Here is a 24416-nt window from a genome sequence, read left to right as displayed (position 1 = left end):
GCTCCGAGGCGGCGGCGGAAAGTGACCATCGTCGCGGACGCGCGAACGCGCTCAGGCGGGTGCGAAGCGGACCTCGAACATGGTCGGCCAGTTCTTGCCCGTGATCAGGAACCGGTCGGTGCCGGGCAGTTGCGCGATGCCGTTGAGGGCGTCGGCTTCGGCCCGCTCGGTCGCGGGAAGGAGACCGGCAGCGTCGGCGGTCCCGAGCACCGCGCCGGAGTCCGGGTCGATGCGCAGAATCGTGTCGGTGGGCCAGTCGTTGGCATAGACCGACCCGTCCGCCGCGCACTCGAGTTCGTTGAGGCGCGCGCCGTTGTGGCTGGTCAGCTCGATCGAGCCGGTCGGTGCGAAGGTTTCCGGATCACGGAAGGTGAGCCGGTCGGTGCCGTCGCTCATGATCAGCCGTCCGGCCCCGGCGCACAGACCCCAGCCCTCGCCGTCGTAGCTCACCCGGCCACGCTCGGCGAGCGTGGCGGGGTCCCGGGCGATGGCCACGCCGTCATGCCAGGTGAGCTGCCAGAGTGTCGTGCCGGCGAGGGTGATGCCCTCACCGAAGTACGGGGCGGGCAACTCCGTCCTGGCCAGTTCCGCGCCGGTCGCCAGCCGGGACGCGCGCACGCTCGACGCGCCCACCAGGCCGGTGCCCTCGTAGAGGATGTCGCCGTCGATCTCCAGGCCTTGGGTGAACGCCTTCGGATCGTGCGGTCGGGTGCCGAGCACCTCGATGTTCATCCTGGGTGTCGTCTCGTCGGCGGGGCCGCATCCACCCGCGACCAGCAGACCGACCAGCACACCGATGGCCAACGCACGCCGATTGCGCTTCATACGGCAAAATGTAGGCCGTGAGCGCAGTTTCTGTTTCGGAGTCCGGCGTGCGGCCGATTCTTGCCGATGCCGTCGACTTGGCCCGCCGTGCGCTCCTGGAGTTGGAGCCATCGGGTGTGGGCGCGCATCTCGGCGTGATCGCCGAGGACGAGAGCGCGGCGACCCACCGTTTCGCGGCCACGCTGCCCGGCTATCGCGGGTGGCAGTGGGCGGTCGTGGTGGCCGCCCCACCCGGCGCGGGCCACGCGACGGTCAGCGAGTCGGCGCTGCTGCCCGGGCCCGAAGCCTTGGTCGCGCCCGAGTTCGTGCCCTGGGAGCAGCGTGTTCGCCCCGGGGACCTCGCGCCGGGCGACCTGCTCGCCCCGCCCGCGGGCGATCCGCGCCTGGTGCCGGGCTATGTCGCGACCGGCGATCCGGTGGTCGACGAAGTGGCCTACGAAATCGGTCTCGGCCGCACCAAGGTGCTGAGCAGGGAAGGACGCGAAGAGGCCGCCGAGCGCTGGTACGCCGAGCACGGTCCCGACACGGAGATGGCCAAGGCCGCGCCCGCCACCTGCGGGAGCTGCGGCTTCTATCTGCCACTGGCCGGGGCGCTGCGCGCCGCGTTCGGTGTCTGCGGCAACGTCATGGGCGCGGACGGGCAGGTCGTCCACGTGGCCTACGGCTGCGGCGCGCACTCCGATACCGAGATCCCCACCGGCGGCGGGTCCCCGCTCTACGAGGCGTACGACGACGCGGCCATCGAGTTGATCTCGCTCGGGACGGAACGCTCTCGCGCTCAGCAGGATTCGGCCAAGGCGGCATCCACGCGCGGCGAGCGGCGCGGTGCGGTTGCCGAGCAGGCAGAGAAGGCGACGGAGATCACCGAGGGCCGTATGGACTCGGGAACAACCGAGGACGCCGCACCCGCCCGGGATACTGCGGTTGCCGGGGAGGCGGAAGTCGCCGAAGGCGCGGTGGGCGCTGAGGCCGCTGCGGTCAGCGAGACGCCTGCGGTTGCCGAGAATGTCGTAGTCGCCCAGGACGCTGCCCCCGCGCAGGACGCCACCGAGGTCCCCGCTGCCGAGCACGGCGTCGCGGAAGGACCTGCGACTGTCGAGAGTGGCAAGGACACCGCTGTAGCGGGGGGAAGCGCAACCGTCGAGGCCCCGAGTGCGCCTCCCGCCCAGCCCACCGACACGACGGCGACTACGCCCCCCGATGCGACCGGGGTCGAAGTCGGCGCCGGCGCGGTCGGCGACATCGATCCCACCGATTCGAGCGCCCGGTCCTCGGTGCGTGAGACGCCCGGCGCGGACGACATCGCCGAGCCGCCGACCGCTCATGCGGGACCGGTGGACACCGCTGAGAACGAGCCGAACGCGGCGAGGGGCGACCTCGACACCAGCCCGGCTCTCGGCACCGGCGATGAAGCGGACAGCGCTGCTGCCGCCGATGAAAGTGGTGCGGACATCGTCTCCGCCGACGCGCCCAGCCGCCCGGAGTCCAGCGCTGCGGACGCGCCGGTCGCCGAGCACGACAGCGGCGCGAGCACCGATGACGCGCCGGAGGCCGAGGCACGGCCGGAGATCCAGTCATCGCCGCGCAACTGAGCGAGGCCGCCGATCCGTTCGGCACTTCGGCGCTGCGCGCGGCCGTGCTCACCGCATGGCGTGATTCGCCGACGCGGTTGCGGGAGGACGCGGCCACCGAGAGCGACTTGGTGCGCGCGGGCTACCGCGACCGGGTGCTGACCGAGTTGGCGCAGAACGCCGCCGACGCCGCGCGCAAGGCGGGCGTGGCAGGCGCCGTCGTCGTCCGGCTCGACGGCCGTGACCTCCACATCGGCAATACCGGTGCGCCGCTGGACGTCTCCGGTGTGCACGCGCTCACCGCTCTGCGCGCGTCGGGGAAACACGGCGACGGTTCGGTCGGCCGGTTCGGCGTCGGTTTCACCGCGGTACTCGCGGTGAGCGAGGACATCGAGCTCCGGTCTTCCTCCGGATCGCTGCGGTTCTCCCGCACCGAGACCCGGGAAGCTCTGAAAGACAAAGAGATCCGGACACCCGCCGTCGACGCGGGTGAATTCGATCCTCCGGTGCTGCGGTTGGCCTGGCCGACCGAGGCGCGACCGGCGGCGGGTCTCGATACCGAGGTGGTGCTGCGGCTGCGCGCGGACGTCGACGCCGACGCCCTGCTGGCCGCGATGCGCGCCGAAGCCGTCGATCTGCTCCTGGAACTGCCCGCCCTGCACCGCATCCACGTCGGCGCGGACGAATTCGTCAGCAGCGCCGAGGACATGGGCGACGGCATGCACGAGGTCTACGTCGACGGCCCGGGCAGCGAGCAGCGAACGTGGTGGCAGTACCGCACCCCACGCGCTCGCTGGCTGCTGCCGGTGCGCGACGGCAGGCCGGTGGCGGCCGCCCCCGATGTGCTGCGGGCGCCGACCAGGTCCGACGAGGAACTCTCGCTGCCCGCGCTGCTCGTCGCCGACATTCCGATGCAGCCGGATCGCCGCAGGTTGCTCCCCGGCGCCCGGCTCGCCGATCTGGCCCGTGGCTACGCGGATTTCGCTCGTGCCCTGCCGCCACGCGACCGGCTCGTGCTCGTCCCCACACCTGGTTTCGCCCGCAGCGAGGCCGATGGTCTGCTGCGCGAAGCGCTCCTGCGCGAGTTGCAAACGCAGCCATGGCTGCCCGTAGTCGTCACCCACCGGCGTACGCCCGAAGACCTCGTCGACTCGGAGCCGCTCGCCGCCGACCTCCAGCCCCGCACCGCGGGCTTCGCCGGATCGAACACTCTCGCCTCGCACGAGGCGGACGACGCACTGCCGCACGACCAATCGCCCGCGTCGGCCGACCTAGAAGCACGGGGCATGCTCGATGGTGCGGGGTCGCATGCGGCGATCGACGCGTCAGATCTGCTCAGCACCGAGCCGGGCGGTATCCGGACTGCCGGAGCGGCTGATGCGCCCGGCGGTGGTCCGCATGCGGCGATGGAGTCGTCGGATCTGCTGAGCACCTGGACGGCCGAAGACCGGTCCGCCGGACCCAGCAGCACATCGGTGTCAGGCGAACCGATTCCGACCGGGTCGCCGTCGGCCGCCGTAGTGCCGCACCCACAGGACGTGGCCATCCCCACTCGCGCTTACGTCTTCACCGGTCTGACTCCGGAATTGGCCGCCCTGCTCGACGAGGTGGCCGGTCCGTTGGTGATCCCGGACCTCTCCGGGCGGACGCACGCGGAGGCCATGGGTGCGCTGGACGTGCACCGGCTGGGGTTGGCGCGGATCGCGGAATTGTCCGGGGGCCTGGAGCGGCCGCCGAGTTGGTGGCGGCAGTTCTATGCCGCACTGGAACCGTTCGTGGGGGATCCCCTCGCGGCGGAGGAACTGGGCGCGCTGGCGGTGCCGCTGGCCGACGGCAGGCTCGTCACCGGACCGCGCACCGTGGTGCTGGACGATCAGCTCGAGGTCGCGATCCCGGTGCACTGGGCCAGGCTGGCGCATCCCGAGGCGGCGCATCCCCTGCTGGCTCGGCTGGGCGCGCGGTCGGCCACCGCCGAGGATCTCCTGACCGACCCGGGCTTGCGCGCCGAGTTGGAGGATCACCCGGACGACCCCGACACCGCCGATGCCATCCTGCGTCTGGCCGCCCACGCGGCTCCGGAGGCACTGCCGTCCTGGCTGGGGCTGCTCGAACTGCCCGATACCGATGGTGAATCGCGACCGGCCGACGAACTGCTGCTGCCCGGCGCGCCGCTGCGCGATCTGCTCGTGCCCGACGCGCCGTTCGGCACGGTGGACCCGGAACTGGTCGAGCGCTACGGCGCGGACGCGTTGCGCGCCCTCGGCGTCGGCTGGGATTTCGGTGTGATCACCGAGGCCGATCCCACCGGTCCGGACCACGATCTGGACGACGAGGAACACTGGTGGTCCACGCTGCCGGACGATCCGCCGGAGCTGGTCGCCGTCCGCGACCTCGACCTGGTCGACGACGCAGCCTGGCCGGAAGCGTTGCGGCAGTTGGCCGCCGCGTCCCGCACCCGTCGCCTGCTGGCCGACGTCGACGGCTACACCGCGTGGTGGCTGCGCAGATACGCGCGGATCGACAGCACCCCGCTGGGACTGTTCCGTCATCCCGCCGACACCGAGTTCGACGGGCTGTTACCGGCATTCGCCGTCGCAGGCGTCGATCCGGACGCTTGCCGCGCGATCCTCGCCGACCCGGAGACGATCACCGACGAGCTGGCCGCCGCTCTGTTGGAGGCGCTCGCGGACCCATCGAGAACGCCATCACCGGAGGTGGTTTCGCGCACCTACGCCCGTCTGGCGGCTGCCGTCGCCGCGGGCTTGCTCGATCTCACCGACCTGCGACCACCCGATCGGGTGCGCGCGCTCACCGGCGCCGTGGTCGATCCGGCGGACGCGTTCGTCCTCGATCGCGCCTGGTTCGGTTTGGCGGTACCGCCGGATCGATTGGTGGCGGGCGACACCGAAACCGCCTCGGCCCTTGCGGCTCTGCTCGACCTGCCGCTGGTGTCCGAGGCCGTTACCGCCGAGGTGGCCGACACCGGCCGCCGCACGAGTTGGGCGGCGGAGCCGCTGGGCGTCGTGCTGCGGCAGCTGTTCGCTTTGCCCCCGCAAGCGGGTGAGCTGGTCGTGCACCATGAATTGACGGTGCGGCTGAGCGGCGCGATCGAGGCCACGGTCGCGGTGCCCTGGTGGCAGACCGGCTCGGCCGTGCACGTCCGCGCGCCGCATCTGCGCGGCTGAGCGGGCGGCTACTGGGCCGCGTTCTCGGTGAGCATCTCGCTCAGCAGATCGAGCTGTGCGCGCACGCTCTCGCTGTCGTTGTCCACCAGCCAGCGCAGTACCACGCCGTCGATGACGTTGAGCGTGAACCGGCTCAGCGTCTGCACCGGGACCGACCAGCGCGTGCCGGTCGCGTCGCGCGCGTGCTCGAGGATGTCGGCGACCGTGGAGTCGTTGAAGTTGTACTGCTCGCGCGCGATCGCGAGTTTCGCCGGAGTTTGCTCGCCTTCGCGCAACGCGTAGGTGGTTGTTTCGTAAGTGAGCAGCTGCCGTTCCGGAGTGGCTTCAATGTTGAGCCACATGAGTTCCAGTCCCGCGCGGATCAATTTTTGAAGGGCTTCTTTTCCACTTCCGACGTCCTGCCATACCGTTTCGTTTGCGTCGACAGAATCGCGTAATTCCATCGACAACGCTTTGACCAGCTCGGTCATCAGCGCGTCCTTGTTTTCGAAACAGTAATGCACCACACCGAGCGAGACACCGGCCGCCTGAGCGACATCGCGGGTGGTCACGCCCGCAACGCCCTTTTTCTCGGCAAGGCCGATCGCGGCCTCGATAAGGTGGGCCCGTCGTTCTTCGACGCTCAATCGGGAGGACACCCAAGGGAGTTAAGCGCCCAGCGCCCGCGCAGTCAATTCACGGGCCGGAAAAATTTTGACTGGACGAGTGACCAGTTGTGTGGTTCGCTGCTTCGGGACAGAAGGGAGACGGGTATGCCGGTATCGCGTAGAACTGTTCTGGCCCGGACCGCGATCGGTTCGGCCACGCTCGCGGCCGCGACGGTGCCCGGGATGACCGACGCGCTCGCCGTTCCGGCGGCCGCAGCGCCGGAATCCGGCGGTTACGAGATCGGCGTCGGACTCTCCGACATCACCGGCCCGGCCGCCGAATGCGGGATGATGGGCTACTCCCAGCTGGAACAGCAGACCGCGGGCATCCACCTGCGCCCCCGGGCGCGGGCGTTCGTCATCGGCAGCGCGGGGCGGCGGATCGTCTTCGTGGTCGCCGAGAACGGGATGATCTTCCAGTCCGTGCACCGCGGCGTGCTCGCCGAATTGGCCCGGCGCTTCGGCGATCTGTACACCGAGCAGAACGTCCTGCTCACCTCGACGCATTCGCACGCGACCTGTGGCGGCTCCAGCAACGACTACGCCTACAACCTGTCCATCCTCGGTTTCCAGCAGCAGGTGTACGACGCCGAGGTGAACGGGATCGTCGAGGCGATCGCCGCCGCGCACGCCGATCTCGGCCCCGGCTCGCTCGCGCTCGGCCGTGCCGAACTGCGCAACGCGAGCGTGAACCGCTCGCGGGTGGCTTGGGAACTCAATCCGCTTGCGGACAAACAACATTTCCCGGACGCCATCGACCCCGCCGTGACCACTCTCGTCCTGCGCAAGGGCGGGCGGATGGCGGGCTCCATCACCTGGTTCGCCACCCACAACACGTCGATGACCAACGCGAACCGGCTGATCAGCTCGGACAACAAGGGCTACGCCTCGTTCTCCGCCGAGCACATCGAGCACGGTGTGCGCTATCTGGACGGCGAGCCCGCGTTCGTCGCCGCCTTCGCGCAGACCAACGCCGGTGACATGTCCCCGAACCTGAATCTGCGCCAGGGCTCCGGGCCGACCGAGGACGAATTCGAGAACACCCGCATCCTGGGCGAGCGGCAGTACGCGGCGTCGAAAGACGCGGCGGCGCGGGCTCGGCAGATCTCCGGCCCGGTCGACGGGATGCTCTGCTACATCGATCTGGCGGACATCGCCGTGGACGGCCGTTTCACACCGGACGGCTTGCCGCGGCGCACCGCACCGGCCGCGGCGGGTGTCTCGCTGATCGCGGGCAGCGTCGAGGACGGTCCGGGCCTGCCCGGCGGCCCGATTCCGGAGGGTGTGCGCAATCCGTTTCTCGAGGCGCTCGGCGACCCCGCTCGGCCCGCGCCGGCCTGGCTGGCGGACGCGCAGGCGCCGAAAGCGATCGCGGTGCCGCTCGGCCTGCTGCCTCCGGTGGCCTGGGTGCCGAATGTGCTGCCGATCCAGATTATTCGCATCGGTGAGCTCTATTTGGCCGCCGCGGGAGGCGAATTCACCATCACGTCGGGGTTGCGCATTCGCCGCGCCGTCGCCGCGGCGCTGAACGTCCCGCTGGAGCAGGTGCTCATGCAGGGATACGCGAACGCCTACCACGAATACGTCACCACGCCCGAGGAATACGACTCCCAGCAGTACGAGGGCGCCTCGACGCTGTTCGGCCGCTACACCCTGTGCGCCTATCAGCAGGAGTTCACCCGGCTGGCCACGGCATTCGCCGCCCGCACGCCGGTGCCGCGCGGCCCGGCGCCCCGCGATGTGTCCCATCTGCAACCGAACTTCCAGCCGGGCGCCGGTCCGGACGCCGCCGTGCCGGGGCGCGGCTTCGGTGACGTACTGGTGCAGCCGCATCCGTCCTACGGCCCCGGCGACCGAGTGGTGGCCGAATTCGTCTCGGCGCACCCGAAGCACGACAACCGCCGCAACGGAACGTTCCTGGAAGTGCAGCGCAGGAATGCGTCCGGCGAATGGGTACGAGTGGCCAACGAGGGCGAGTGGGCGGTGAGATACCACTGGAGCAAGCGCGGCCTCGCCGAGTCGATAGCCCGATTCACCTGGGATATCCCCCTGGATGCCGAGCCCGGACGTCATCGCTTCCAGCACGACGCGACCCGTCTCGATCCCGGTGGCGCGCTCTATCCGATCACCGGCACGACCGACGAATTCGAGATCGGCCGACCGTAACCCGATCGGCTACAAACCGGTCTGCGCGCCTTTGTCCCCCCGCCGCGCGCCGCGCCGCTGAACCAGATAGATCACGAGCGCGAGCAGTCCGACCACCAGCCCCATCAGGCAGACCGGCCGGGCCGAGGCCCACCGGTCGCCGCCCGCCCACACCACCACGGTGGCGATCAGCCACAACACGCTGCCGACCGCGAGCACGGGGCGCGGATCGGTGAGGCGCGGTGGGAGTTGCGGGACTTTCTGCGTCACGAGTTCAGCCTAATCGGCCCGGTTGGATGAACTCCGCCGACCGCGCGGCGACGAGTGGTCCACCAGTGGCCGGAAGCCGCGACCGCCCGCCCGCGGTCCCGTATCGTTTGCCACTGTGACAACGCCATCGGATGTCAGAGCCCTTGCTGGTGAGCTCTCGCTGGCGGTCGTTCGACTGACGCGACACCTGCGCGGCCGTCGTGCCGACTCGCAGATCTCGCTGACGCAGCTCTCCGCGCTCGCCACCCTCGCGCGCGAGGGGGCGATGACGCCGGGCGCGCTCGCCGCGAAGGAACGCGTGCAGCCCCCCTCGATGACCCGCGTGATCGCCTCGCTCACCGACCTCGATCTGGTGGAACGCAACCCGCATCCCACCGATGGCCGTCAGATCATCGTCTCGCTGTCCCAGGCGGGCCGCGCGCTCATCGCCGATGAAGCCAGCGCACGCGAGGAGTGGATGACCGAGCAGCTGTCGACGCTCACCGAGGAGCAGCTCGTCGTGCTGACCCGGGCGGTGGCGATCATGAAGCAGATCGTCGCGGAGTCCGAGTAGCGCAACGGAATTCATCGACCGGCCGCCGATGGCGGCCCGGATCAACGGTTTGTGCGGACGAGCCGCAGAATGATCCCGCCGCCCCACCACAGCAGGCTGCCCGCGATGGTCAGGCAGAGGACGAAGGCCGGATAGACCAGGACGCCGTAGTCGTCGGCCCACCGGGGCAGATGGGTGAGCCGGGCGCCCGCGCCGATGAGCAGCAGCAGTCCCAGGGTCACCGCGATCGGCGCGAGCGGCGCGGTCTCCGAGTCGGGCCTGCGGGCGGTGCGGTCGGTCATGGTGGAGCCCTCCTGTGCGGTCGGCTCGGCACCCGCTCGGGGCGCGATGGGCACTGGAAAAGATCAGTTACCTTCTAGCTAACATTCGCACGGAGATGTGATTTCGTTAACACTCTGTGATGCAGATCACACAAGTGTCGCGGGGAAACAGGGTGATGAGCGCGGCTACCGTTCCCCGAACGGACGGTCGCTGTCCACGATCTCCCGGCCCAGCGGGAACAGCGAAATCGGGATGAACTTCAGGTTGGCCCAGCCGAACGGGATACCGATGATCGAGACGAACAGCGGGATGCTGGTGAGCAGGTGGCCCAGCGCCAGCCACCAGCCCGCGACGATGAACCAGATGATGTTGCCGATCAGTGAGCCCGCGCCCGCACCCGGCTTCTCCACGGTGGTCCGCCCGAACGGCCACAGCACGTAGGCGGCGATCCGGAACGACGCGATGCCGAAGGGAATCGTGATGATCAGGATGAAGCAGATGACGCCCGCCACGATGTAGCCCAGCGCCAGCCAGAACCCGGCGAAGACCAGCCACAGGATGTTGAGCACCAGCTGAATCGGCTTCATGAGACCAGCATGCCAGTCTGCGGCGCCTGTGCGGCGCGGGTCGTCAGAAGAACCAGCCGAGCATCGCGTCGCGTTCCGCGCGGAAGGCGTCGTCGACTGCGCGGATGTGGGCGGAATCTTTGGCCCGCAACCGGTTCGCCGCCGCGAACACCCGCGCGGGATACGCGCCCAGATACATGCTGCCGAGCACGTCGATGCCGAGTTCGAGATCGGCCGCGCGATCGGTCGGTTCGCATTCCGCCTGTCCGTTCCGCACGCGCAGCGCGAACGTGCCGCTCGCGTTGCGGAACGGGTCGGTCACCGCCAGCGTCACATCCAGGTCGTCCGTGTAGCCGCGTGCCGTCAACGCCGCGGGGACGTCCATCAGGCGCAGCCACAGTCCGTCGTAGCGGGCGGTGGTGCGCACCAGCCGTGGATCGGTCAGCAGATAGGGCAGCGGGTCGTGGTCGGTGAGCACGGCATCCACCCGCCGTACCAGATCGAGGCCGAGCAGGGCCCGCCACAGAGCCGCGTGCGCTTCGGCGGTGACCGTCCGCAGTTCGGCGACTTCCACCGTCCGCGCCCTGCCGTCCGCGTGGTACCGGTAGAGCGCGTAGCCGTCGGCGTGCAGGAGTCCGAACAGCGTGCTGCCGCCCTCGCGGTAACGCTCGGGATCGTCGAACACGATGTCCCAGGCCGCCGCCGGGCGCACCTGCGCGCCGGGCACCAGCCTGCGCCAGCGGTCGTAGATCGCTTCCGCGGCCGCGCGCAGGTCGGCCGGCTGCCGCAGCGTGACACCGCCGGGATCGGGCGTCGACGGAAGGAACGCCGCGAACCGGCGGTCGATGCCGACCGCGTTCTCCCGCGTCGCGGTGCCGTAGCCGAACCGGCCGTAGATGCCGCCTTCGCTCGCCGTGAACATGGTCAGTGGCAGGCCTGCCGCCTCGACGCGCCGGTGCTGCTCGGTGTACATGGCGCGCAGGATGCCGCGCCGCCGGTGCGTCGGCGCCACTCCGACGCTCGCGATGCCGCACACCCGCACGGTCCGCTCGCCGGGCACCGTCACCGTCATGGTGGCGGACTGCGTGTGCCCGACGACCTCCCTTCCCTCGACCGCCACGATCGAGTTCTCCACCGGGAACAGCAGCGGTGTCCCTCGCATCTCGGCCGGGTCGTAGCGGGTGCCGAACGAGGTCTCGACCAGCGTCGTGATCGCGGGCGCGTCGTCCGCGGTGGCCGACCGAACCGTGATTCCCGAGGAGGTCATGCCTCGACGATCCCACGTTCGCGCACCCGCGCGCACCCGGATTATCCGTGGCTCGCGACCGCCGGGCGAACACCGATTCGGCCTGTGCCGCGACCGCCCGGCAGGATGGAGTGGTGGCCGAAGTGATGGATATCGATGACCCCGCGGACCCCAGGGTCGACGACTTCCGTGATCTCAAGTCGGTCGACCGCAGGCCCGATCTGCCCGGGCGCAAGGGGCTGGTGATCGCCGAGGGCGTCGTGGTGGTCCAGCGGATGCTCGATTCGCGCTTCGCGCCCACCGCTCTGCTCGGCGTGGAGCGCAGGCGAGCCGAACTCGCCGACGATCTGGCGGCCGTCGACGTGCCGTACTACCGCGCGACGGCCGAGGTGATGGCCGAGGTGGTCGGGTTCCACCTCAACCGCGGCGTGCTGGCCGTCGCCCGCCGCCCCGCCGGACTCGGCGTGGACGAGGTGCTCGAGAAGGCGCGCACCGTCGCGGTGCTCGAGGGCGTCAACGACCACGAGAACCTCGGCGCCATGTTCCGCAACGCGGCCGGACTGGGAGCCGACGCGATCCTGTTCGGCGACCGCTGTGCCGACCCGTTGTACCGCCGCGCCGTGCGGGTATCGATGGGGCATGTGCTGCGGGTTCCGTTCGCGTCCGTGCCGCAGTGGCCCGCCGGGCTGGATATACTGCGACGCAAGGGATTCCAGATCATCGCTCTTACTCCCGATCCGGCGGCGGCGAATCTGGCGGCGGCGATGACGGGGGAGCGGGTGGCGTTGTTGCTCGGGGCCGAAGGGCCAGGACTGACCGAGGAGGCCATGCGGGCCACCGATGTCCGCGCGCGCATTCCCATGACGCCCGGCACCGATTCGCTCAATGTCGCGACGGCGGCCGCGATGGCGTTCTACGAGCGGGTGCGGACGGCGTGACCGGACCGTATCGCCCGTATCCGTCCTACCAGGACCCGACGCCCTGGGGTGCGGGGCTGACCGTGGCGGTGATGGTGGCGCTGCTGGCCGCGGTCGCGGTGTATTCGTTCGGGGCCGCGCTGGCCGAAGTGCACCCCTTACTCGCGGTGGCGGTGAACCTGGTCGCGGTCGGCGGCGCCGCGCCCACCGCTTGGCGCTGGCGTTTCGCTCCGGTGACGCGGTGGGTGATCGGCGGCGGCGCGGCGGGTGTGCTGCTCGGATGGATCGTGCTGCTGTTCGGCGGCTAGCCGACGGGGTCGTGTCCGCGTAGCCAGCCGAACAGGCCGCGCCTGTGCGTGGGGTTGTGCGCCCCGCCATCGGCCGCGCTGTGCACCGGCGAATCGGGCATCGTGCCCTTGGGGTGCAGCGCGAACTTGCAGACGGGGATGTCGCCCGGCGCGAGCACGCCGGGCGCGGCCGGCTCGCGGTAGTGGAACCCGAGCCATTCGTCGTTGGCCGCGTCGGCGAAGTCCGGCGGATCGAACGGCAGCGCATGGGGGTCGGGCAGTTCGCCCGCGCGTCGGCGCACCGGATGCTCGCCTGCCCAGTACGGCCGCTCCCACACCAGCGGAAGACCCTCGTCCTCCAGGATGCGCACCCGGGTCGAGCTGAACGACCTGCGGAATTCGCCGCGCTCCCAATGGGCGAACGCGCCCCAGCCGTGCTCGACGTCGAACGACACCAAGTAGGTGTGCTCCGAGGCGAGCGGCCGCACCAGCAACTCCGGGATCTCGGTCGGGTGGATGCGCGCGGACTGGGCCGAGCACAGCACCGTCACGCCGGGAAAGCAGCCGATGCACACCTCATCGGCGGCCGGGCCCGCGCAACCCGCGAGTGTGCCGACCATGACCGGCCGCACATCGCGGTCCTCGTGCAGTTGCTTCGCCAGTGCCAGTGCGGCCGAGGGATCCGGATTGTGGTTCGCGCGCAGCACCGTACGGGGATCGGGTGCGTCGACGTACCAGAGCGACCAGGCCTTGGATAGCATTCCGGCACCTCCCGATAGTCGCACGAATCAACTCCGCGAACTTCGAGCAACGCCCGGAGGCGCCGACCGGCGCACCGCTGCGGTGACCTGCCCGGCGCCGACGCACGTCGTCGACCACACCGAAAATTTACTCGCCCCGCCCCGGTCGCGGTGCGGCTTCGCACCGCGAACATCGGTTCGTGATCACAGTTTTCGCTTGCGCACGGGCGCTTCACGGAAATATCCGGCACTCGAACGCGCTCGCGCGTCCGGGATCGGTACTACCCGGAAGACCGGGCGTGGCGGGGAAGGGCTCAGTGACCCGAGCTGCGCACCCCGAGCAGTACGTCCTCCCAGGACGGCATCGGAGCCTTGCCGCGCTTGGCGCGACTCGGCTTCGCCGGAGCCTTGGCCGCGGGCTTCGCGGGCTCTTCGGTGGCGGCGGGCGCGGGCGCGGTGGGTTCCGCCGTGGCGGTCGCGGTGGTCGCGGCGCCGTTGGCGGGCACCGCGTTACCGGCAGCGGCAGGGGTCGCGGTACCGGCCGCGGCGGGAGCGGCGTTGGTGGCCGCCGGGATCGCGGCGGCGGTGCCGCCGGCCGCGACGGCTCGGTGTTCGTAGTATTCGTCCAGCGTGGGCTGACTCTGCCTGCTCGCCGTCCGAGTGGGCGGCGCAGCCGGGGCGGGGGCGGGACGCGGTTCGACCACCGGTTCCGGCTGCGGCGGGGCCGGTTCGGGTTCGGGAGGCACGATCGTCGCCAGCCCGCGCAGCGCGCGCCCGAAATCCGGATCGATCAGATCGGAAGCCGGATCGTCGAGCGGTGAGACCGAGCCGCCGTGCGCGTCCGGCTGGTAACGCCAGTGCGCGGCGATCTCGGAACGCCCGTTCTGCCACTGCAACTGGGCGACCCAGTAACCCTTCTCGTCCTTCCAGGCGTCCCATTCGGCGCCCTCGATGTTGTGTCCGCGCGCGGTGAACGCGGCGGTGACCACATCGATGAGGGTGTCCACAGCGGGACCGTCGGGGCGGACCGGGTGTGCCTTCTGGGCGAGTTCGGCGGCGCGGGCTCGCTCCAGCAGGACCGGATAGGCGAATCGCTCGACGCGACTGGCCGGCATTCCGGATTCTTCGGTGACCTGTTCTACGGAGGCCCCTGCGCGAATACGGGCCTGGATATCGCGGGGACGCATAGTTGCTTCCATTTCGATCTCAATCTGGCCGAATCGGGCAAGGTCTCCGCGCGCGGCGGCTCGCAGTTTGTCGTCGGCGGGCAGCCGGAACTTTTGACCGGACTCGGTGTCGATACACACGATGTGCGTGGAGTCGGGCGTCACCCCGATCACTCGAAGTTCACGCACCGTTACCTCCTTATCGCGTCGACTCGCGACACCGCCCACTTTCCGAAACAGTAGTGCACATCTGAGATTCATGGGGCAGGACACGCGGCACGGAAATCTCCGGAGAGACGTCCGCGCCCCGCTAATCTGCTCTGTTTGCTCCGCCGCGCCTAATTCTGCGGCGTGTCGATCCCGGGCGTGTTGCGGCCGTCGGATCCGAATACGCGGCGCTCAGCCGAGATTCTGCACGACCCAGTCGATGGCGCGGGTCAGCTGGCTGACGTCGTCCGGATCGATCGCCGGGAACATGCCGATGCGCAGCTGGTTCCGGCCCAGTTTGCGGTACGGCTCGGTGTCCACGATGCCGTTGGCGCGCAGAATCTTCGCCACCGCTGCCGCGTCGACCGAATCGGCGAAATCGATGGTGCCCACCACCTGCGAGCGGTGCGCCGGGTCGGTGACGTACGGAGTGGCGTACTCGCTCGACTCGGCCCAGGAGTACAGCCGCGACGACGAGTCCAGCGTGCGCTTGACCGCCCAGTCCAGGCCGCCGTTGCCGTTGAGCCATTCGATCTGGTCGGCGAACAGCAGCAGGGTGCCGAGCGCGGGGGTGTTGTAGGTCTGGTCCTTGGTGCTGTTGTCGATCGCGATCGGCAGCGACAGGAAGTCGGGCGTCCAGCGGCCCGACGCCTTGATCTCCTCCACCCGGGCCAGCGCGGCCGGGCTCATCAGCGCGACCCACAGGCCACCGTCGGAGGCGAAGCACTTCTGCGGGGCGAAGTAGTAGACGTCGGCGTCGGTGATGGTCACCGGGAGGCCGCCCGCGCCGGAGGTGGCGTCGATGGCGATGAGCGCGTGGTCCGAGCCCGCCGGACGCCGGACCGGGATGGAGACACCGGTCGAGGTCTCGTTGTGCGCCCAGCCGATCAGGTCCGCCGACGGATCGGACACCGGCTCCGGCGCACTGCCGGGCTCGGACGAGACCACGATCGGATCGCCGATGAACGGGTTGCCCTTGGTCACCGCGGCGAACTTCGAGCTGAACTCACCGTTGGTCAGGTGCAGGGAACGCTCCCGGACCAGACCGAACGCGGCGGCGTCCCAGAACGCGGTGGTGCCGCCGTTGCCGAGCACGACCTCGTAGCCGTCCGGCAGGCCGAACAGCTCGCGCAAGCCCGAGCGCACGCGCGCCACCACGTCCTTGACCGGTTTCTGCCGATGCGAGGTTCCGAACACCGAGGCGCCGACGTTCACCAGCGACTGCAGCTGCTCCGGACGCACCTTGGAGGGGCCGCAACCGAACCGTCCGTCGGCGGGCTTGAGATCGTCGGGAATGGTCGGAAACGCAGAGGTCATGGCGAACAGGGTAGTCGGTGGTATCGCTGTGGCGACGCCCACACTCCGGCTAACGTAAGCGCCCATGAGCATGGCGTCAGCTAACTCGGGGTGGCGACTGCGCGAGCGGGCACGGAATTTCCGGCTGCGCGGTGCGACGGTCTCGGACGCGATGCGGCGGGAGTTGCTGATCCGGGGGGAGTCGGGGACCGCGACGATCCTCGGCGTGCGTCCGCGGCGCACCGAACCAGGGCACGTGTTCTGGGTGCGGGTGCAGATGGCGGGGGAGTTCCCCTACGAGAGCAGGGTGCGGCAACGGGTGGCCGAGGCGGATCTGGAATGGATGCGGGCGGGCGACGTCGTGTGCTGCCGGGTCGACCCGCGCGACCGTGATCGCCTCGTGCTGTACGTGCCCGACCTGGAGGAATCCGGCCGGGCGAGCATCGCGAAGATCCTCGCCGACGGCCGCCGCGCCGACGCGACCGTGCTCGCCGCCGCGCCGGTCGCGGCCGACTACTCCGGTCGTGACGACCCGGTGCTGCGTCTGGACCTCGAACTGCGCGCCTGGGACGAGACCAAACCGTGGCGGGTGCGGCTGGTCCAGCCGGTGCCGTTGAACGCCATCCGTCTCGTCGACCTGGGCCAGCATCTGGAGGTCGCCTTCTTCGAGGTCGACCACGGCGAAACGGTCGCCGTCGACTGGATCGCATCGCTCGAGGAGTGAACCGCGGGCGAATCGGCCGAGCGGCTACAGATGCACGAAGGTGAAACCCATCGCGCGGATCGTCGGCAGCGCGGCGGCCATGCCCGCCGCGGTTCCCGAATGCGGCCGGTGCATATGGGCCAGCGCAATAGCGCCCGGGGCGGCGGCATTCATCGCCGCTTGCACTTTGTGGGCCGGCGCGGTCGCGCCGAAATCGGCGTTGATACCGAAACCGACCGGAGTTTCGCCCAATTCGTTGACGATGGACACCGCGACATCGTCGTAATGCGCGGTGCCCGCGCGGAAGAATCGCGGCGGCGCGCCGGTCAGCGCGGTCAGCAACTCGTGGTTGGCCCACACTTCGTCGGCGGCCTCCCGCGCCGACCCGGTCCCCGCGATGCCATAGGCTGCGCGGCCGTTCACCGAGAGCGGTTTGTGCGCGACGCCGTGATTGGCCAGTTCGAACAGCGAATTCGCCGCCAACTGCGCGGCACGCGCACGATTGGCATCGATCCAGCGCTTGTTGAGGAACAGCGTCGCGGGAATCCGCTCGGTGATCAGGAAGTTCACCAGCGACTCATCGATGTCGTTGTTGCCCGGGCCGCCGCAGGCGTCGAACGTGAGCGCCATCTGTTTGCCGACGGCCGGGAAAGTGCTTGTGATTCCAGCCATATCGATGCCCCACCGCTGGGGCCGGATACCGGCGTATCTGGCGGCGACGGTGGCCGGCGGTCCGGCTGCCGGAGCTGCCGAGACCGGAGCGGCCCGCACCCCCGCGGCGGCGCTCGGCGCGGCCGACACGCGCGCCTGCGCGTAAGACGTGTTCTGCGGGGCGCCGCACCCGGTGGCGGCGAATACTGCGGCCAGCGCGGCGCCGACGCCGAGTACCCCCCGCCTCGATATTCCTTTGTCCTGCATCCCTCTGGTCCTCTGGCTCCCCGGATGCCACAGCCGGACGTGACAGCGGCACAACGTCGTCCGCGGTCACGCCCGGCTCGCGGCCGTGCGTGTGTGGCCTTCGGCTACGAGTGCGCGATCGTCGCCCAGCCCGCGACCTCTTCGGGCTTGCGGGGGCCCGGGCCGGTGTAGATGGCAGCCGGGCGCACCAGCTTGCCCAGCTGCTTCTGCTCGAGGATGTGCGCGCACCAGCCCGCGGTGCGGCCGCAGGTGAACATGGCGGGCATCATGTGCGCGGGCACCTCGGCGAAGTCCAGGATCACCGCGGCCCAGAACTCCACGTTGGTCTCGATGGCGCGGTCCGGACGACGCTCGCGCAGCTCCGCCAGGGCGGCCTGCTCGAGTGCGGCGGCGACCTCGTAGCGCGGCGCGGCCAGCCGCTTCGCGGTGGCGCGCAGGACGCGAGCGCGCGGGTCCTCGGCCCGGTAGACCCGGTGACCGAAGCCCATCAGCTTCTCCTTGCGGTCCAGGATGCCCTTGACCAGGGCTCGCGCGTCGCCGGTCCGCTCGACCTCCTCGATCATCGGCAGCACGCGCGCGGGCGCGCCGCCGTGCAGCGGACCGGACATGGCGCCGATCGCGCCGGACAGCGCGGCCGCGACGTCGGCGCCGGTCGAGGCGATCACCCGGGAGGTGAAGGTGGAGGCGTTCATGCCGTGCTCGGCGGCGGAGACCCAGTAGGCGTCGATGGCCTCGGTGTGGCGCGGGTCGGGGTCGCCCTTCCAGCGGGTCATGAAGCGCTCGGTGACCGTGGTGCACTCATCGATCTTCTGCTGCGGGACCGCGGGCTGGTAGATGCCGCGCGCGGACTGCGCGACGTAGGACAGCGCCATGACCGAGGCCCGGGCGAGGTTCTCGCGGGCGGTCTCGTCGTCGATATCCAGCAGGGGCTGGTAGCCCCAGATCGGCGCGAGCATGGCCAGCCCGGCCTGCACGTCGACGCGCACGTCGCCGGTGTGCACCGGGAGCGGGAAGGGTTCGGCGGGCGGCAGGCCGCGCCCGAACGATCCGTCGACCAGCAGCGCCCACACGTCACCGAAGGTCACCCGGCCTTCGACGAGGTCCTCGATGTCGACGCCGCGGTAGCGCAGCGCGCCGCCGTCCTTGTCGGGTTCGGCGATGTCGGTGGTGAACGCCACCACGCCCTCGAGGCCGCTGACGAAATCACTGGGGACGGTGGCCTGCCCACCGGAAACCGCGGGGCTGGTAGTCATGTCGCGACTCTCCTTGCACTTGGTTCACACGTTCTCGCCGATGGGAAGATGTCGGATTTGACGAGCACATGCCGATCATCAAAACCTTAGCTCGCTGCTACCGGGGAGTAACGTCTGGCCCATGCGTGACCTGGACACTTCAGCGGATCTGGCGGCCATGCGGGTCGACTACGGCGGCCTTCCGCACGGCGGCAACGACGACGTCGACCTGGACGAGACCTGGCTCGCCGGTGGCTGGGAGCCGCTGCTTCGGCACTGGATCGAACAGGCCACCGCCGTGGGCATCGCCGAACCCAACGCCATGGTGCTGGCCACGGTGTCGGTGGCCGACGGCACACCCCGGCCGGTCGCGCGGACCGTGCTGTGTAAAGGGCTCTCGCCGGAGGGTGTGATCTTCTACACCAATTACGAATCCGCCAAGGGCGCTCAGCTGACCGCCGTGCCGTACGCCGCGGTCACCTTCGTCTGGCCCGCGCTGGGCAGGCAGGTGCATCTGCGCGGCGCGGTCGAGCGCGTCCCCGCCGAGACGACGGCGGCGTACTGGCGTTCCAGGCCGCGGGACTCGCAGCTGGGCGCCTGGGCGTCGCGCCAGTCCCAGCCGATCGGCTCGCGGGCCGAACTGGATCGCACACTGGCCGAGGCGACCGCGCGGTTCGCCGATGTCGACGAGATCCCCGTACCGCCGCACTGGGGCGGCTTCCTGGTGCGTCCCGACGAGGTCGAGTTCTGGCAAGGGCGGCGCGGCAGGCTGCACAACCGCATCCGGGTGCGGATCGAGGACGGGACGACCACGGTCGAGCGCTTGCAACCCTGAGGTATTCCCAGCGCGCCCGTGACAATTCTCGCGTCGAACCGGTCGCGACGACTGCGTACGCTGCGGCGGTGAAACTGCTCGCCGACATCACTCCGCTGCGAAATCCGGACTACCGACGCCTGTGGAGTTCGGGCATCGTCACCATGATCGGCGCGCAACTGTCGGTGGTCGCGGTGCCGCAGCAGATCTTCCAGATCACCGGCAGTTCCGGCTACGTCGGACTGGCGGGGCTGTTCGGGTTGGTGCCGCTGATCGTGTTCGGCCTGTGGGGCGGCGCCCTCGCCGACGTACTGGACCGGCGCAGACTCCTGCTGATCACGAATTCGGGCACCGGGCTCACGGCGCTGGCCTTCTGGCTGCAAGCGGCGGCCGGGGTGCAGAACGTGTGGCTCGTGCTCGGCCTGTTCGCCGTGCAACAGGCGTTCTTCGCGGTGAACCAGCCCACCCGCAGCGCCACCATTCCCCGCCTGCTGCCGGAAGACCAACTGGCCGCCGCGAATTCGCTGAACATGACGGTGATGCAGTTCGGCGCCATCGCCGGGCCGGTGCTGGCCGGTGCGCTCATCCCCGCGGTCGGCCTCGCCACGCTCTACCTGATCGACGCCGTCGCGCTGCTGGCCACCCTGTGGGCGGTGTGGCGGCTGCCCGGGCTGCCGCCCACCGGAACGGCGCGCCGCGCCGGATTCCGCACGGTGCTCGACGGTTTCGGCTACCTCGCCACGCAGCGGGTGCTGCTCGCGTCGTTCGCGGTGGACGTGATCGCCATGGTGTTCGGCATGCCGCGTGCGCTGTTCCCGCAGATCGCGCACGACACCTTCGGTGACCCGGCGACCGGGGGTGTCGCACTCGGCCTGCTGTTCGCCTCGATGTCGGCGGGCGCGGTGCTCGGCGGGGTGTTCTCCGGCTGGATCCCGCGTATCCGCAGGCAGGGCCTCGCCGTGCTGGTGTGCATCGCGCTGTGGGGGCTGGCCATGGTCGGCTTCGGCCTCGCCGTCGGATTCACCGGCCACGGCCTCGCCCTCGGCGCGGGCTTGTGGATCGCGCTGGCCTGCGCGGCCTTCGGTGGCGCGGTGGACATGGTCTCGGCCGCGCTGCGGGTCACGATGCTGCAGACGGTGGCCACCGACGATCTGCGCGGGCGGTTGCAAGGGGTGTTCACCGTGGTCGTCGCGGGTGGCCCGCGCATCGGTGATGTTGCCCACGGTTTCGCGGCTGCGAGCCTGGGTACCGCTGTGGCCGCCGCCGGTGGAGGCACGCTCGTGGTGGTGGGCGTGGTGCTCGCGGCGGTCGCGTTTCCGGCTTTCACCCGTTACCGTGTCGGGCGCGCTCATGCCGAAATCGCCGTGTGACGTGCACCGCGACCGCTCCGCTCCGTGCCTGCGGGACCTCACCGCGCCGGGATGTGTTTGTGAGCCGCCGCAGGACTACCCTCCGGTATTGTCCGCGTCGGTGAACGGCTAGCGTTGAGGCAAGCGCATCGTGTGCCGACCGCGCCGGTGCCTGTGGTTCTAGCCTGAGAGGGATCCTTCCGTGCCCGCTGAGAACATCATCAACGTCGACGACGACGCCAAGCCGGTCCTTTCCTACCCCGGCGGCGAGTTCCCGATGACGGTCACCAGGGCCGCCGAGGGCAACGACGGGATCGAGCTGGGAAAGCTGCTGGCCAGCACCGGGTACGTGACATACGACCCGGGTTTCATGAACACCGCCCCGACCAAGTCGGCGATCACCTATATCGACGGTGAGGCGGGCATCCTGCGCTACCGCGGTTACCCGATCGACCAGCTCGCGGGTGCCTCGACCTTCATCGAGGTCAGCTACCTGCTGATCTACGGCGAACTGCCCACCCAGGCCCAGCTCGAGGACTTCACCGACCGCATCCGCAGGCACACCCTGCTGCACGAGGACCTGAAGCGGTTCTTCGACGGCTTCCCGCGCAACGCGCACCCGATGCCGGTGCTGTCCTCGGCGGTGAACGCGCTGTCGGCCTACTACCAGGACTCGCTGGACCCGCGCGACCCCGAACAGGTCGAGCTGTCCACCATCCGGCTGCTGGCCAAGCTGCCCACCATCGCGGCCTACTCCTACAAGAAGTCCGTGGGCCAGCCCTTCCTCTACCCGGACAACTCGCTGAGCCTGGTGGAGAACTTCCTGCGGATGACCTTCGGCTTCCCGGCCGAGCCCTACGAGGTGGACCCCGAGGTCGCCGCGGCGCTGGACATGCTGCTCATCCTGCACGCCGACCACGAGCAGAACTGCTCCACCTCGACCGTGCGCCTGGTCGGCTCGTCCGACGCCAACCTGTTCACCTCGGTGTCCGGCGGCATCAACGCGCTGTGGGGTCCGCTGCACGGCGGCGCGAACCAGGCCGTGCTGGAGATGCTCGACAGCATCAAGGCAGGCGGCAGCGACGTCAAGGAGTTCATCCGCAAGGTCAAGAACAAGGAAGACGGGGTGAAGCTCATGGGCTTCGGGCACCGCGTCTACCGCAACTACGACCCGCGCGCCTCGATCGCCAAGAAGCACGCCGACGCCATCCTCAGCAAGCTCGGCGGCCACGACGAGCTGTTCGACATCGCCCAGGCCCTGGAAGAGGCCGCGCTCACCGACGACTACTTCATCGAGCGCCGCCTGTACCCGAACGTCGACTTCTACACCGGCGTCATCTACAAGGCGATGGGCTTCCCGACCCGGATGTTCACCGTGCTGTTCGCCATGGGCCGGCTCCCCGGCTGGATCGCGCACTGGCGTGAGATGCACAGTGAACCGCTGAAGATCGGCCGTCCGCGGCAGATCTACACCGGCTACGGCGCCCGCGACTATCGCGAGATCACCAATCGTTGACGATATCCATCCATCACCTATCGAAGGGGATAGCCGAATGACCAAACCGGAGATCGAGTTCCAGGCAGGGCCCGCGCCCACCGAGCTGGTGATCAAGGACATCATCGAGGGCGAAGGCAAGGAAGCCGTGCCCGGTGGCACCGTGGAAGTGCACTACGTGGGCGTCGAATTCGAATCCGGCGAAGAGTTCGACTCCTCTTGGAACCGCGGTGAGTCCATCACCTTCCCGCTGCGCGGCCTGATCCAGGGCTGGCAGGACGGCATCCCCGGGATGAAGGTCGGCGGTCGTCGTCAGCTGACCATCCCGCCGGAGCTGGCCTACGGCGCAACCGGTGGCGGTCACCCCCTGTCGGGCAAGACCCTGGTCTTCGTGATCGACCTGCTGAACGCCAACTGATTCGGCGGCGCGGCACAGTGCCCGCCGGCGAACCGTGAGATGTATGGCCCGTGTTCCGCTGAGGAACACGGGCCATCGTCGCATCCGCCTATCGCCGGACGATCTCGACGGGGTCGGTGAGGGCGGAGGCCAGTGCGGATTGCTGGCTGCTGCTGCGCTGGGGGAGGACGGCTACGGCGTTGTCGGTCTGGGTGTTGAGGTTGTGGACAATGCTCTGCAACTGGTCCACGCCGCCGGTGAGCCGGCTGATGGCGTCGACAAGCTGGGCGCCCCCCTGTTCGGCGAGCTGGGGTAGGCCCTCGGCGAGCTTCGCCCCCTCCGACAGTTGCGCGCTCGCACCGGTCAGGCGGTCGACGACGGTGCGAAGCAGAGTACCGAGATCGGTATCCGGGTCGACCGCGCCGCCGACGAGCGAACCGAGGCCCGTCAGCTGAGAGCCCGCCTGCGCGGACACACTGCGCAGCGCGTCCAATTTCCCGATGATGTCGGCCAGCGCCGGATCGTTCGCGAACGGCAGCGCGCGCAACAGCGGCAGGATCTGGTCGAGTCCGCCGCTCACCGTGTTCGCCGTGCGTTCCACCTGCGCGATCGTGACGCCGGTCGAATCGAGGGCGGCGGCGAGCTGGTCGGCTTGCGCGGCGGCGCCGTCTACGGTGGAATTCAGCAGCGCGATGGCCGAAGTGAGCTGCGCCGAACCCGATTTGGCTGACTCGAGGAAGCCGAGCAGCTGGTCGGCGCCCGCACTGAACTGGTCGGCACCCGCGGCGGCCGCGCCGACGCCCGCGTCGAGCAGCTGGGCGGTGAACCGCACCTGTGACAGCTGGGTCCTGGCCTGGGTGACTGCGGTGAGGGCGGCGTCGACGCCCACCGCCCCGATCCGATGCGTCACCTCGGTCACCGCGCCGTGCACCAGGTCGGCGTCGGCGTCTTCGTTGGTGTCGACGGTGACCTCGGCCCGCTTCGGCTCGGGGCCGGCCAGGGTGCCCAGCGATTGCGTGAGATCGGCGGGCAGCGTGATGACCGCGGCGTAGTCGCCGGTGCTCGCCTCACCCGGCGCGGCGGCGGTCCACTCGTAACCACCCGCGTCCTGCAACGCCTTGACCACGCGCGCACCGGTGGGCCCGGTATCGGCGTTGACCAGAGCGATTCCCGTCGGCCCCCGATCATTCCCGGTACACGCGGTGATTCCGGCGCCGAGGGCACCGGCCGAGAGGAGCGCAACGGCGAGAATGCCCCAGCGGGCCCGTTTTTCGATCACGCCGCAGACCCTAAACGCGAGTTATGGCGCGCCCCTGGGCGTTTCTCTGAGGGTTGAGTAAGGGTCGATCAGTCCTTGCGCATCCAGGCGAGCACGATCCGTGTCTCGCGCAGCCGCCGGCCCGCGGGCGTGCGTACCACGGTGCAGGTCATGCGCTGATGGTCGAATTTGCCGAGCATCCACCCTGCGGCAGTGGTCGGCCACAGTGTCGGCGAAGTCGCCTCGGCCTACGTTCCCAGCTCGTCGGCTCAGCTCCCGGTTTCGAGCGAAGCGAGACCGAGCATGTTCCGTTCGCGGCCCGGCTCGCGTCCGAGTGGCCGCCGCGTCCGCGACGAAGTCGCCAGCGG

22 protein-coding genes and 1 pseudogene are annotated in these 24416 nt (G+C 69.8%); 11 read left to right on the top strand and 12 right to left on the bottom strand.

Annotated elements, in window-relative coordinates:
- Nucleotides 1–51 precede the first annotated feature (51 nt).
- Nucleotides 52–825, bottom strand: a complete 774-nt coding sequence (locus tag ABZ420_RS09550) for a glutaminyl-peptide cyclotransferase (protein WP_357119498.1) — start codon at nucleotides 823–825, stop codon at nucleotides 52–54.
- Between the two features lie 47 nt (nucleotides 826–872).
- Between ABZ420_RS09550 and ABZ420_RS09545 the strand changes: the two are divergent.
- Nucleotides 873–1583 (top strand): annotated as a pseudogene (locus ABZ420_RS09545) (DUF3027 domain-containing protein); the annotation flags it as partial.
- An 878-nt stretch (nucleotides 1584–2461) separates the two neighbouring features.
- Nucleotides 2462–5581 carry an ATP-binding protein gene (locus tag ABZ420_RS09540; RefSeq protein WP_357119496.1) on the top strand — a complete coding sequence of 1040 codons (3120 nt, stop codon included), beginning with the start codon at nucleotides 2462–2464 and terminating at the stop codon, nucleotides 5579–5581.
- 8 nt (nucleotides 5582–5589) lie between these two features.
- On the opposite strand, the gene ABZ420_RS09535 is transcribed toward ABZ420_RS09540, so the two are convergent.
- Nucleotides 5590–6207 (bottom strand): TetR/AcrR family transcriptional regulator, encoded by a 618-nt coding sequence (locus ABZ420_RS09535; RefSeq protein WP_210749991.1) that lies wholly within the window; start codon nucleotides 6205–6207, stop codon nucleotides 5590–5592.
- 126 nt (nucleotides 6208–6333) lie between these two features.
- Here ABZ420_RS09535 and ABZ420_RS09530 point away from each other — a divergent pair, with 126 nt between their 5' ends.
- Nucleotides 6334–8394: a neutral/alkaline ceramidase gene (locus ABZ420_RS09530; RefSeq protein WP_357119494.1), complete on the top strand. Its 2061-nt coding sequence runs from the start codon at nucleotides 6334–6336 to the stop codon at nucleotides 8392–8394.
- A 9-nt stretch (nucleotides 8395–8403) separates the two neighbouring features.
- Here the strand turns inward: ABZ420_RS09530 and ABZ420_RS09525 are convergent, their stop codons facing one another.
- A complete protein-coding gene (locus ABZ420_RS09525; RefSeq protein ID WP_357119491.1) occupies nucleotides 8404–8643 on the bottom strand; it encodes a DUF2530 domain-containing protein in 240 nt (79 codons plus the stop codon).
- 115 nt (nucleotides 8644–8758) lie between these two features.
- Between ABZ420_RS09525 and ABZ420_RS09520 the strand changes: the two genes are divergently transcribed.
- Complete coding sequence (locus ABZ420_RS09520; protein ID WP_357119488.1) at nucleotides 8759–9196, top strand: MarR family transcriptional regulator; 438 nt, start codon at nucleotides 8759–8761, stop codon at nucleotides 9194–9196.
- 41 nt (nucleotides 9197–9237) lie between these two features.
- On the opposite strand, the gene ABZ420_RS09515 is transcribed toward ABZ420_RS09520, so the two are convergent.
- From ABZ420_RS09515 to ABZ420_RS09505, 3 genes are all read right to left on the bottom strand, one after another.
- The gene (locus tag ABZ420_RS09515; protein WP_157172645.1) at nucleotides 9238–9477 is read right to left on the bottom strand and encodes a hypothetical protein; all 240 of its coding nucleotides are present in this window, start codon (nucleotides 9475–9477) and stop codon (nucleotides 9238–9240) included.
- A 165-nt stretch (nucleotides 9478–9642) separates the two neighbouring features.
- Nucleotides 9643–10044, bottom strand: a complete 402-nt coding sequence (locus ABZ420_RS09510) for a YccF domain-containing protein (protein ID WP_357119484.1) — start codon at nucleotides 10042–10044, stop codon at nucleotides 9643–9645.
- A gap of 43 nt (nucleotides 10045–10087) precedes the next feature.
- Complete coding sequence (locus ABZ420_RS09505; protein ID WP_357119481.1) at nucleotides 10088–11290, bottom strand: GNAT family N-acetyltransferase; 1203 nt, start codon at nucleotides 11288–11290, stop codon at nucleotides 10088–10090.
- Between the two features lie 113 nt (nucleotides 11291–11403).
- On the opposite strand from ABZ420_RS09505, the gene ABZ420_RS09500 reads away from it, so the two are divergent.
- Nucleotides 11404–12207 carry an RNA methyltransferase gene (locus ABZ420_RS09500; protein ID WP_357119478.1) on the top strand — a complete coding sequence of 268 codons (804 nt, stop codon included), beginning with the start codon at nucleotides 11404–11406 and terminating at the stop codon, nucleotides 12205–12207.
- The gene (locus tag ABZ420_RS09495; protein WP_357119476.1) at nucleotides 12204–12494 is read left to right on the top strand and encodes a DUF2537 domain-containing protein; all 291 of its coding nucleotides are present in this window, start codon (nucleotides 12204–12206) and stop codon (nucleotides 12492–12494) included. Before ABZ420_RS09500 ends, ABZ420_RS09495 begins: the two co-directional genes overlap by 4 nt.
- Here ABZ420_RS09495 and ABZ420_RS09490 read toward each other — a convergent pair.
- The 3 genes from ABZ420_RS09490 to serC form a co-directional block, all read right to left on the bottom strand.
- Nucleotides 12491–13234: a hypothetical protein gene (locus ABZ420_RS09490; RefSeq protein WP_357119473.1), complete on the bottom strand. Its 744-nt coding sequence runs from the start codon at nucleotides 13232–13234 to the stop codon at nucleotides 12491–12493. The genes ABZ420_RS09495 and ABZ420_RS09490 overlap by 4 nt on opposite strands.
- A gap of 293 nt (nucleotides 13235–13527) precedes the next feature.
- Nucleotides 13528–14568 carry a septation protein SepH gene (gene sepH, locus ABZ420_RS09485; RefSeq protein WP_357119470.1) on the bottom strand — a complete coding sequence of 347 codons (1041 nt, stop codon included), beginning with the start codon at nucleotides 14566–14568 and terminating at the stop codon, nucleotides 13528–13530.
- 210 nt (nucleotides 14569–14778) lie between these two features.
- Entirely contained in the window at nucleotides 14779–15903 is a 1125-nt protein-coding gene (gene serC / locus ABZ420_RS09480) for a phosphoserine transaminase (protein ID WP_357038769.1), read from the bottom strand.
- Between the two features lie 64 nt (nucleotides 15904–15967).
- On the opposite strand from serC, the gene ABZ420_RS09475 reads away from it, so the two are divergent.
- The gene (locus ABZ420_RS09475) at nucleotides 15968–16606 is read left to right on the top strand and encodes a hypothetical protein (RefSeq protein ID WP_357119466.1); all 639 of its coding nucleotides are present in this window, start codon (nucleotides 15968–15970) and stop codon (nucleotides 16604–16606) included.
- A 24-nt stretch (nucleotides 16607–16630) separates the two neighbouring features.
- On the opposite strand, the gene ABZ420_RS09470 is transcribed toward ABZ420_RS09475, so the two are convergent.
- Entirely contained in the window at nucleotides 16631–17503 is an 873-nt protein-coding gene (locus ABZ420_RS09470) for a polysaccharide deacetylase family protein (protein ID WP_357119460.1), read from the bottom strand.
- Between the two features lie 104 nt (nucleotides 17504–17607).
- Nucleotides 17608–18756 (bottom strand): citrate synthase 2, encoded by a 1149-nt coding sequence (locus ABZ420_RS09465; protein ID WP_357119457.1) that lies wholly within the window; start codon nucleotides 18754–18756, stop codon nucleotides 17608–17610.
- Between the two features lie 121 nt (nucleotides 18757–18877).
- On the opposite strand from ABZ420_RS09465, the gene pdxH reads away from it, so the two are divergent.
- From pdxH to ABZ420_RS09445, 4 genes are all read left to right on the top strand, one after another.
- Complete coding sequence (pdxH, locus tag ABZ420_RS09460) at nucleotides 18878–19570, top strand: pyridoxamine 5'-phosphate oxidase (protein WP_357119454.1); 693 nt, start codon at nucleotides 18878–18880, stop codon at nucleotides 19568–19570.
- Nucleotides 19571–19638: 68 nt separating this feature from the next.
- Nucleotides 19639–20919 carry an MFS transporter gene (locus ABZ420_RS09455; protein WP_357119451.1) on the top strand — a complete coding sequence of 427 codons (1281 nt, stop codon included), beginning with the start codon at nucleotides 19639–19641 and terminating at the stop codon, nucleotides 20917–20919.
- Nucleotides 20920–21100: 181 nt separating this feature from the next.
- Entirely contained in the window at nucleotides 21101–22414 is a 1314-nt protein-coding gene (locus ABZ420_RS09450) for a citrate synthase (protein WP_083864068.1), read from the top strand.
- 37 nt (nucleotides 22415–22451) lie between these two features.
- Nucleotides 22452–22811: an FKBP-type peptidyl-prolyl cis-trans isomerase gene (locus ABZ420_RS09445; protein ID WP_357119448.1), complete on the top strand. Its 360-nt coding sequence runs from the start codon at nucleotides 22452–22454 to the stop codon at nucleotides 22809–22811.
- A gap of 88 nt (nucleotides 22812–22899) precedes the next feature.
- On the opposite strand, the gene ABZ420_RS09440 is transcribed toward ABZ420_RS09445, so the two are convergent.
- A complete protein-coding gene (locus tag ABZ420_RS09440) occupies nucleotides 22900–24069 on the bottom strand; it encodes a hypothetical protein (protein ID WP_357119445.1) in 1170 nt (389 codons plus the stop codon).
- Nucleotides 24070–24416 lie beyond the last annotated feature (347 nt).

This window comes from Nocardia sp. NPDC005745, from assembly GCF_040630775.1.
Classification (GTDB): Bacteria; Actinomycetota; Actinomycetes; order Mycobacteriales; family Mycobacteriaceae; genus Nocardia.
This window is presented reverse-complemented; position numbering and strand designations above follow the sequence as displayed.

Coding starts and splice junctions, on each gene's coding strand:
- ABZ420_RS09445 (WP_357119448.1), top strand. CDS start 22,452: ATGACCAAACCGGAGATCGAGTTCCAGGCAGGGCCCGCGCCCACCGAG.
- ABZ420_RS09530 (WP_357119494.1), top strand. CDS start 6,334: ATGCCGGTATCGCGTAGAACTGTTCTGGCCCGGACCGCGATCGGTTCG.
- ABZ420_RS09505 (WP_357119481.1), bottom strand. CDS start 11,290: ATGACCTCCTCGGGAATCACGGTTCGGTCGGCCACCGCGGACGACGCG.
- ABZ420_RS09510 (WP_357119484.1), bottom strand. CDS start 10,044: ATGAAGCCGATTCAGCTGGTGCTCAACATCCTGTGGCTGGTCTTCGCC.
- ABZ420_RS09465 (WP_357119457.1), bottom strand. CDS start 18,756: ATGACTACCAGCCCCGCGGTTTCCGGTGGGCAGGCCACCGTCCCCAGT.
- ABZ420_RS09475 (WP_357119466.1), top strand. CDS start 15,968: ATGAGCATGGCGTCAGCTAACTCGGGGTGGCGACTGCGCGAGCGGGCA.
- ABZ420_RS09550 (WP_357119498.1), bottom strand. CDS start 825: ATGAAGCGCAATCGGCGTGCGTTGGCCATCGGTGTGCTGGTCGGTCTG.
- ABZ420_RS09515 (WP_157172645.1), bottom strand. CDS start 9,477: ATGACCGACCGCACCGCCCGCAGGCCCGACTCGGAGACCGCGCCGCTC.
- serC (WP_357038769.1), bottom strand. CDS start 15,903: ATGACCTCTGCGTTTCCGACCATTCCCGACGATCTCAAGCCCGCCGAC.
- ABZ420_RS09470 (WP_357119460.1), bottom strand. CDS start 17,503: ATGCAGGACAAAGGAATATCGAGGCGGGGGGTACTCGGCGTCGGCGCC.
- pdxH (WP_357119454.1), top strand. CDS start 18,878: ATGCGTGACCTGGACACTTCAGCGGATCTGGCGGCCATGCGGGTCGAC.
- ABZ420_RS09490 (WP_357119473.1), bottom strand. CDS start 13,234: ATGCTATCCAAGGCCTGGTCGCTCTGGTACGTCGACGCACCCGATCCC.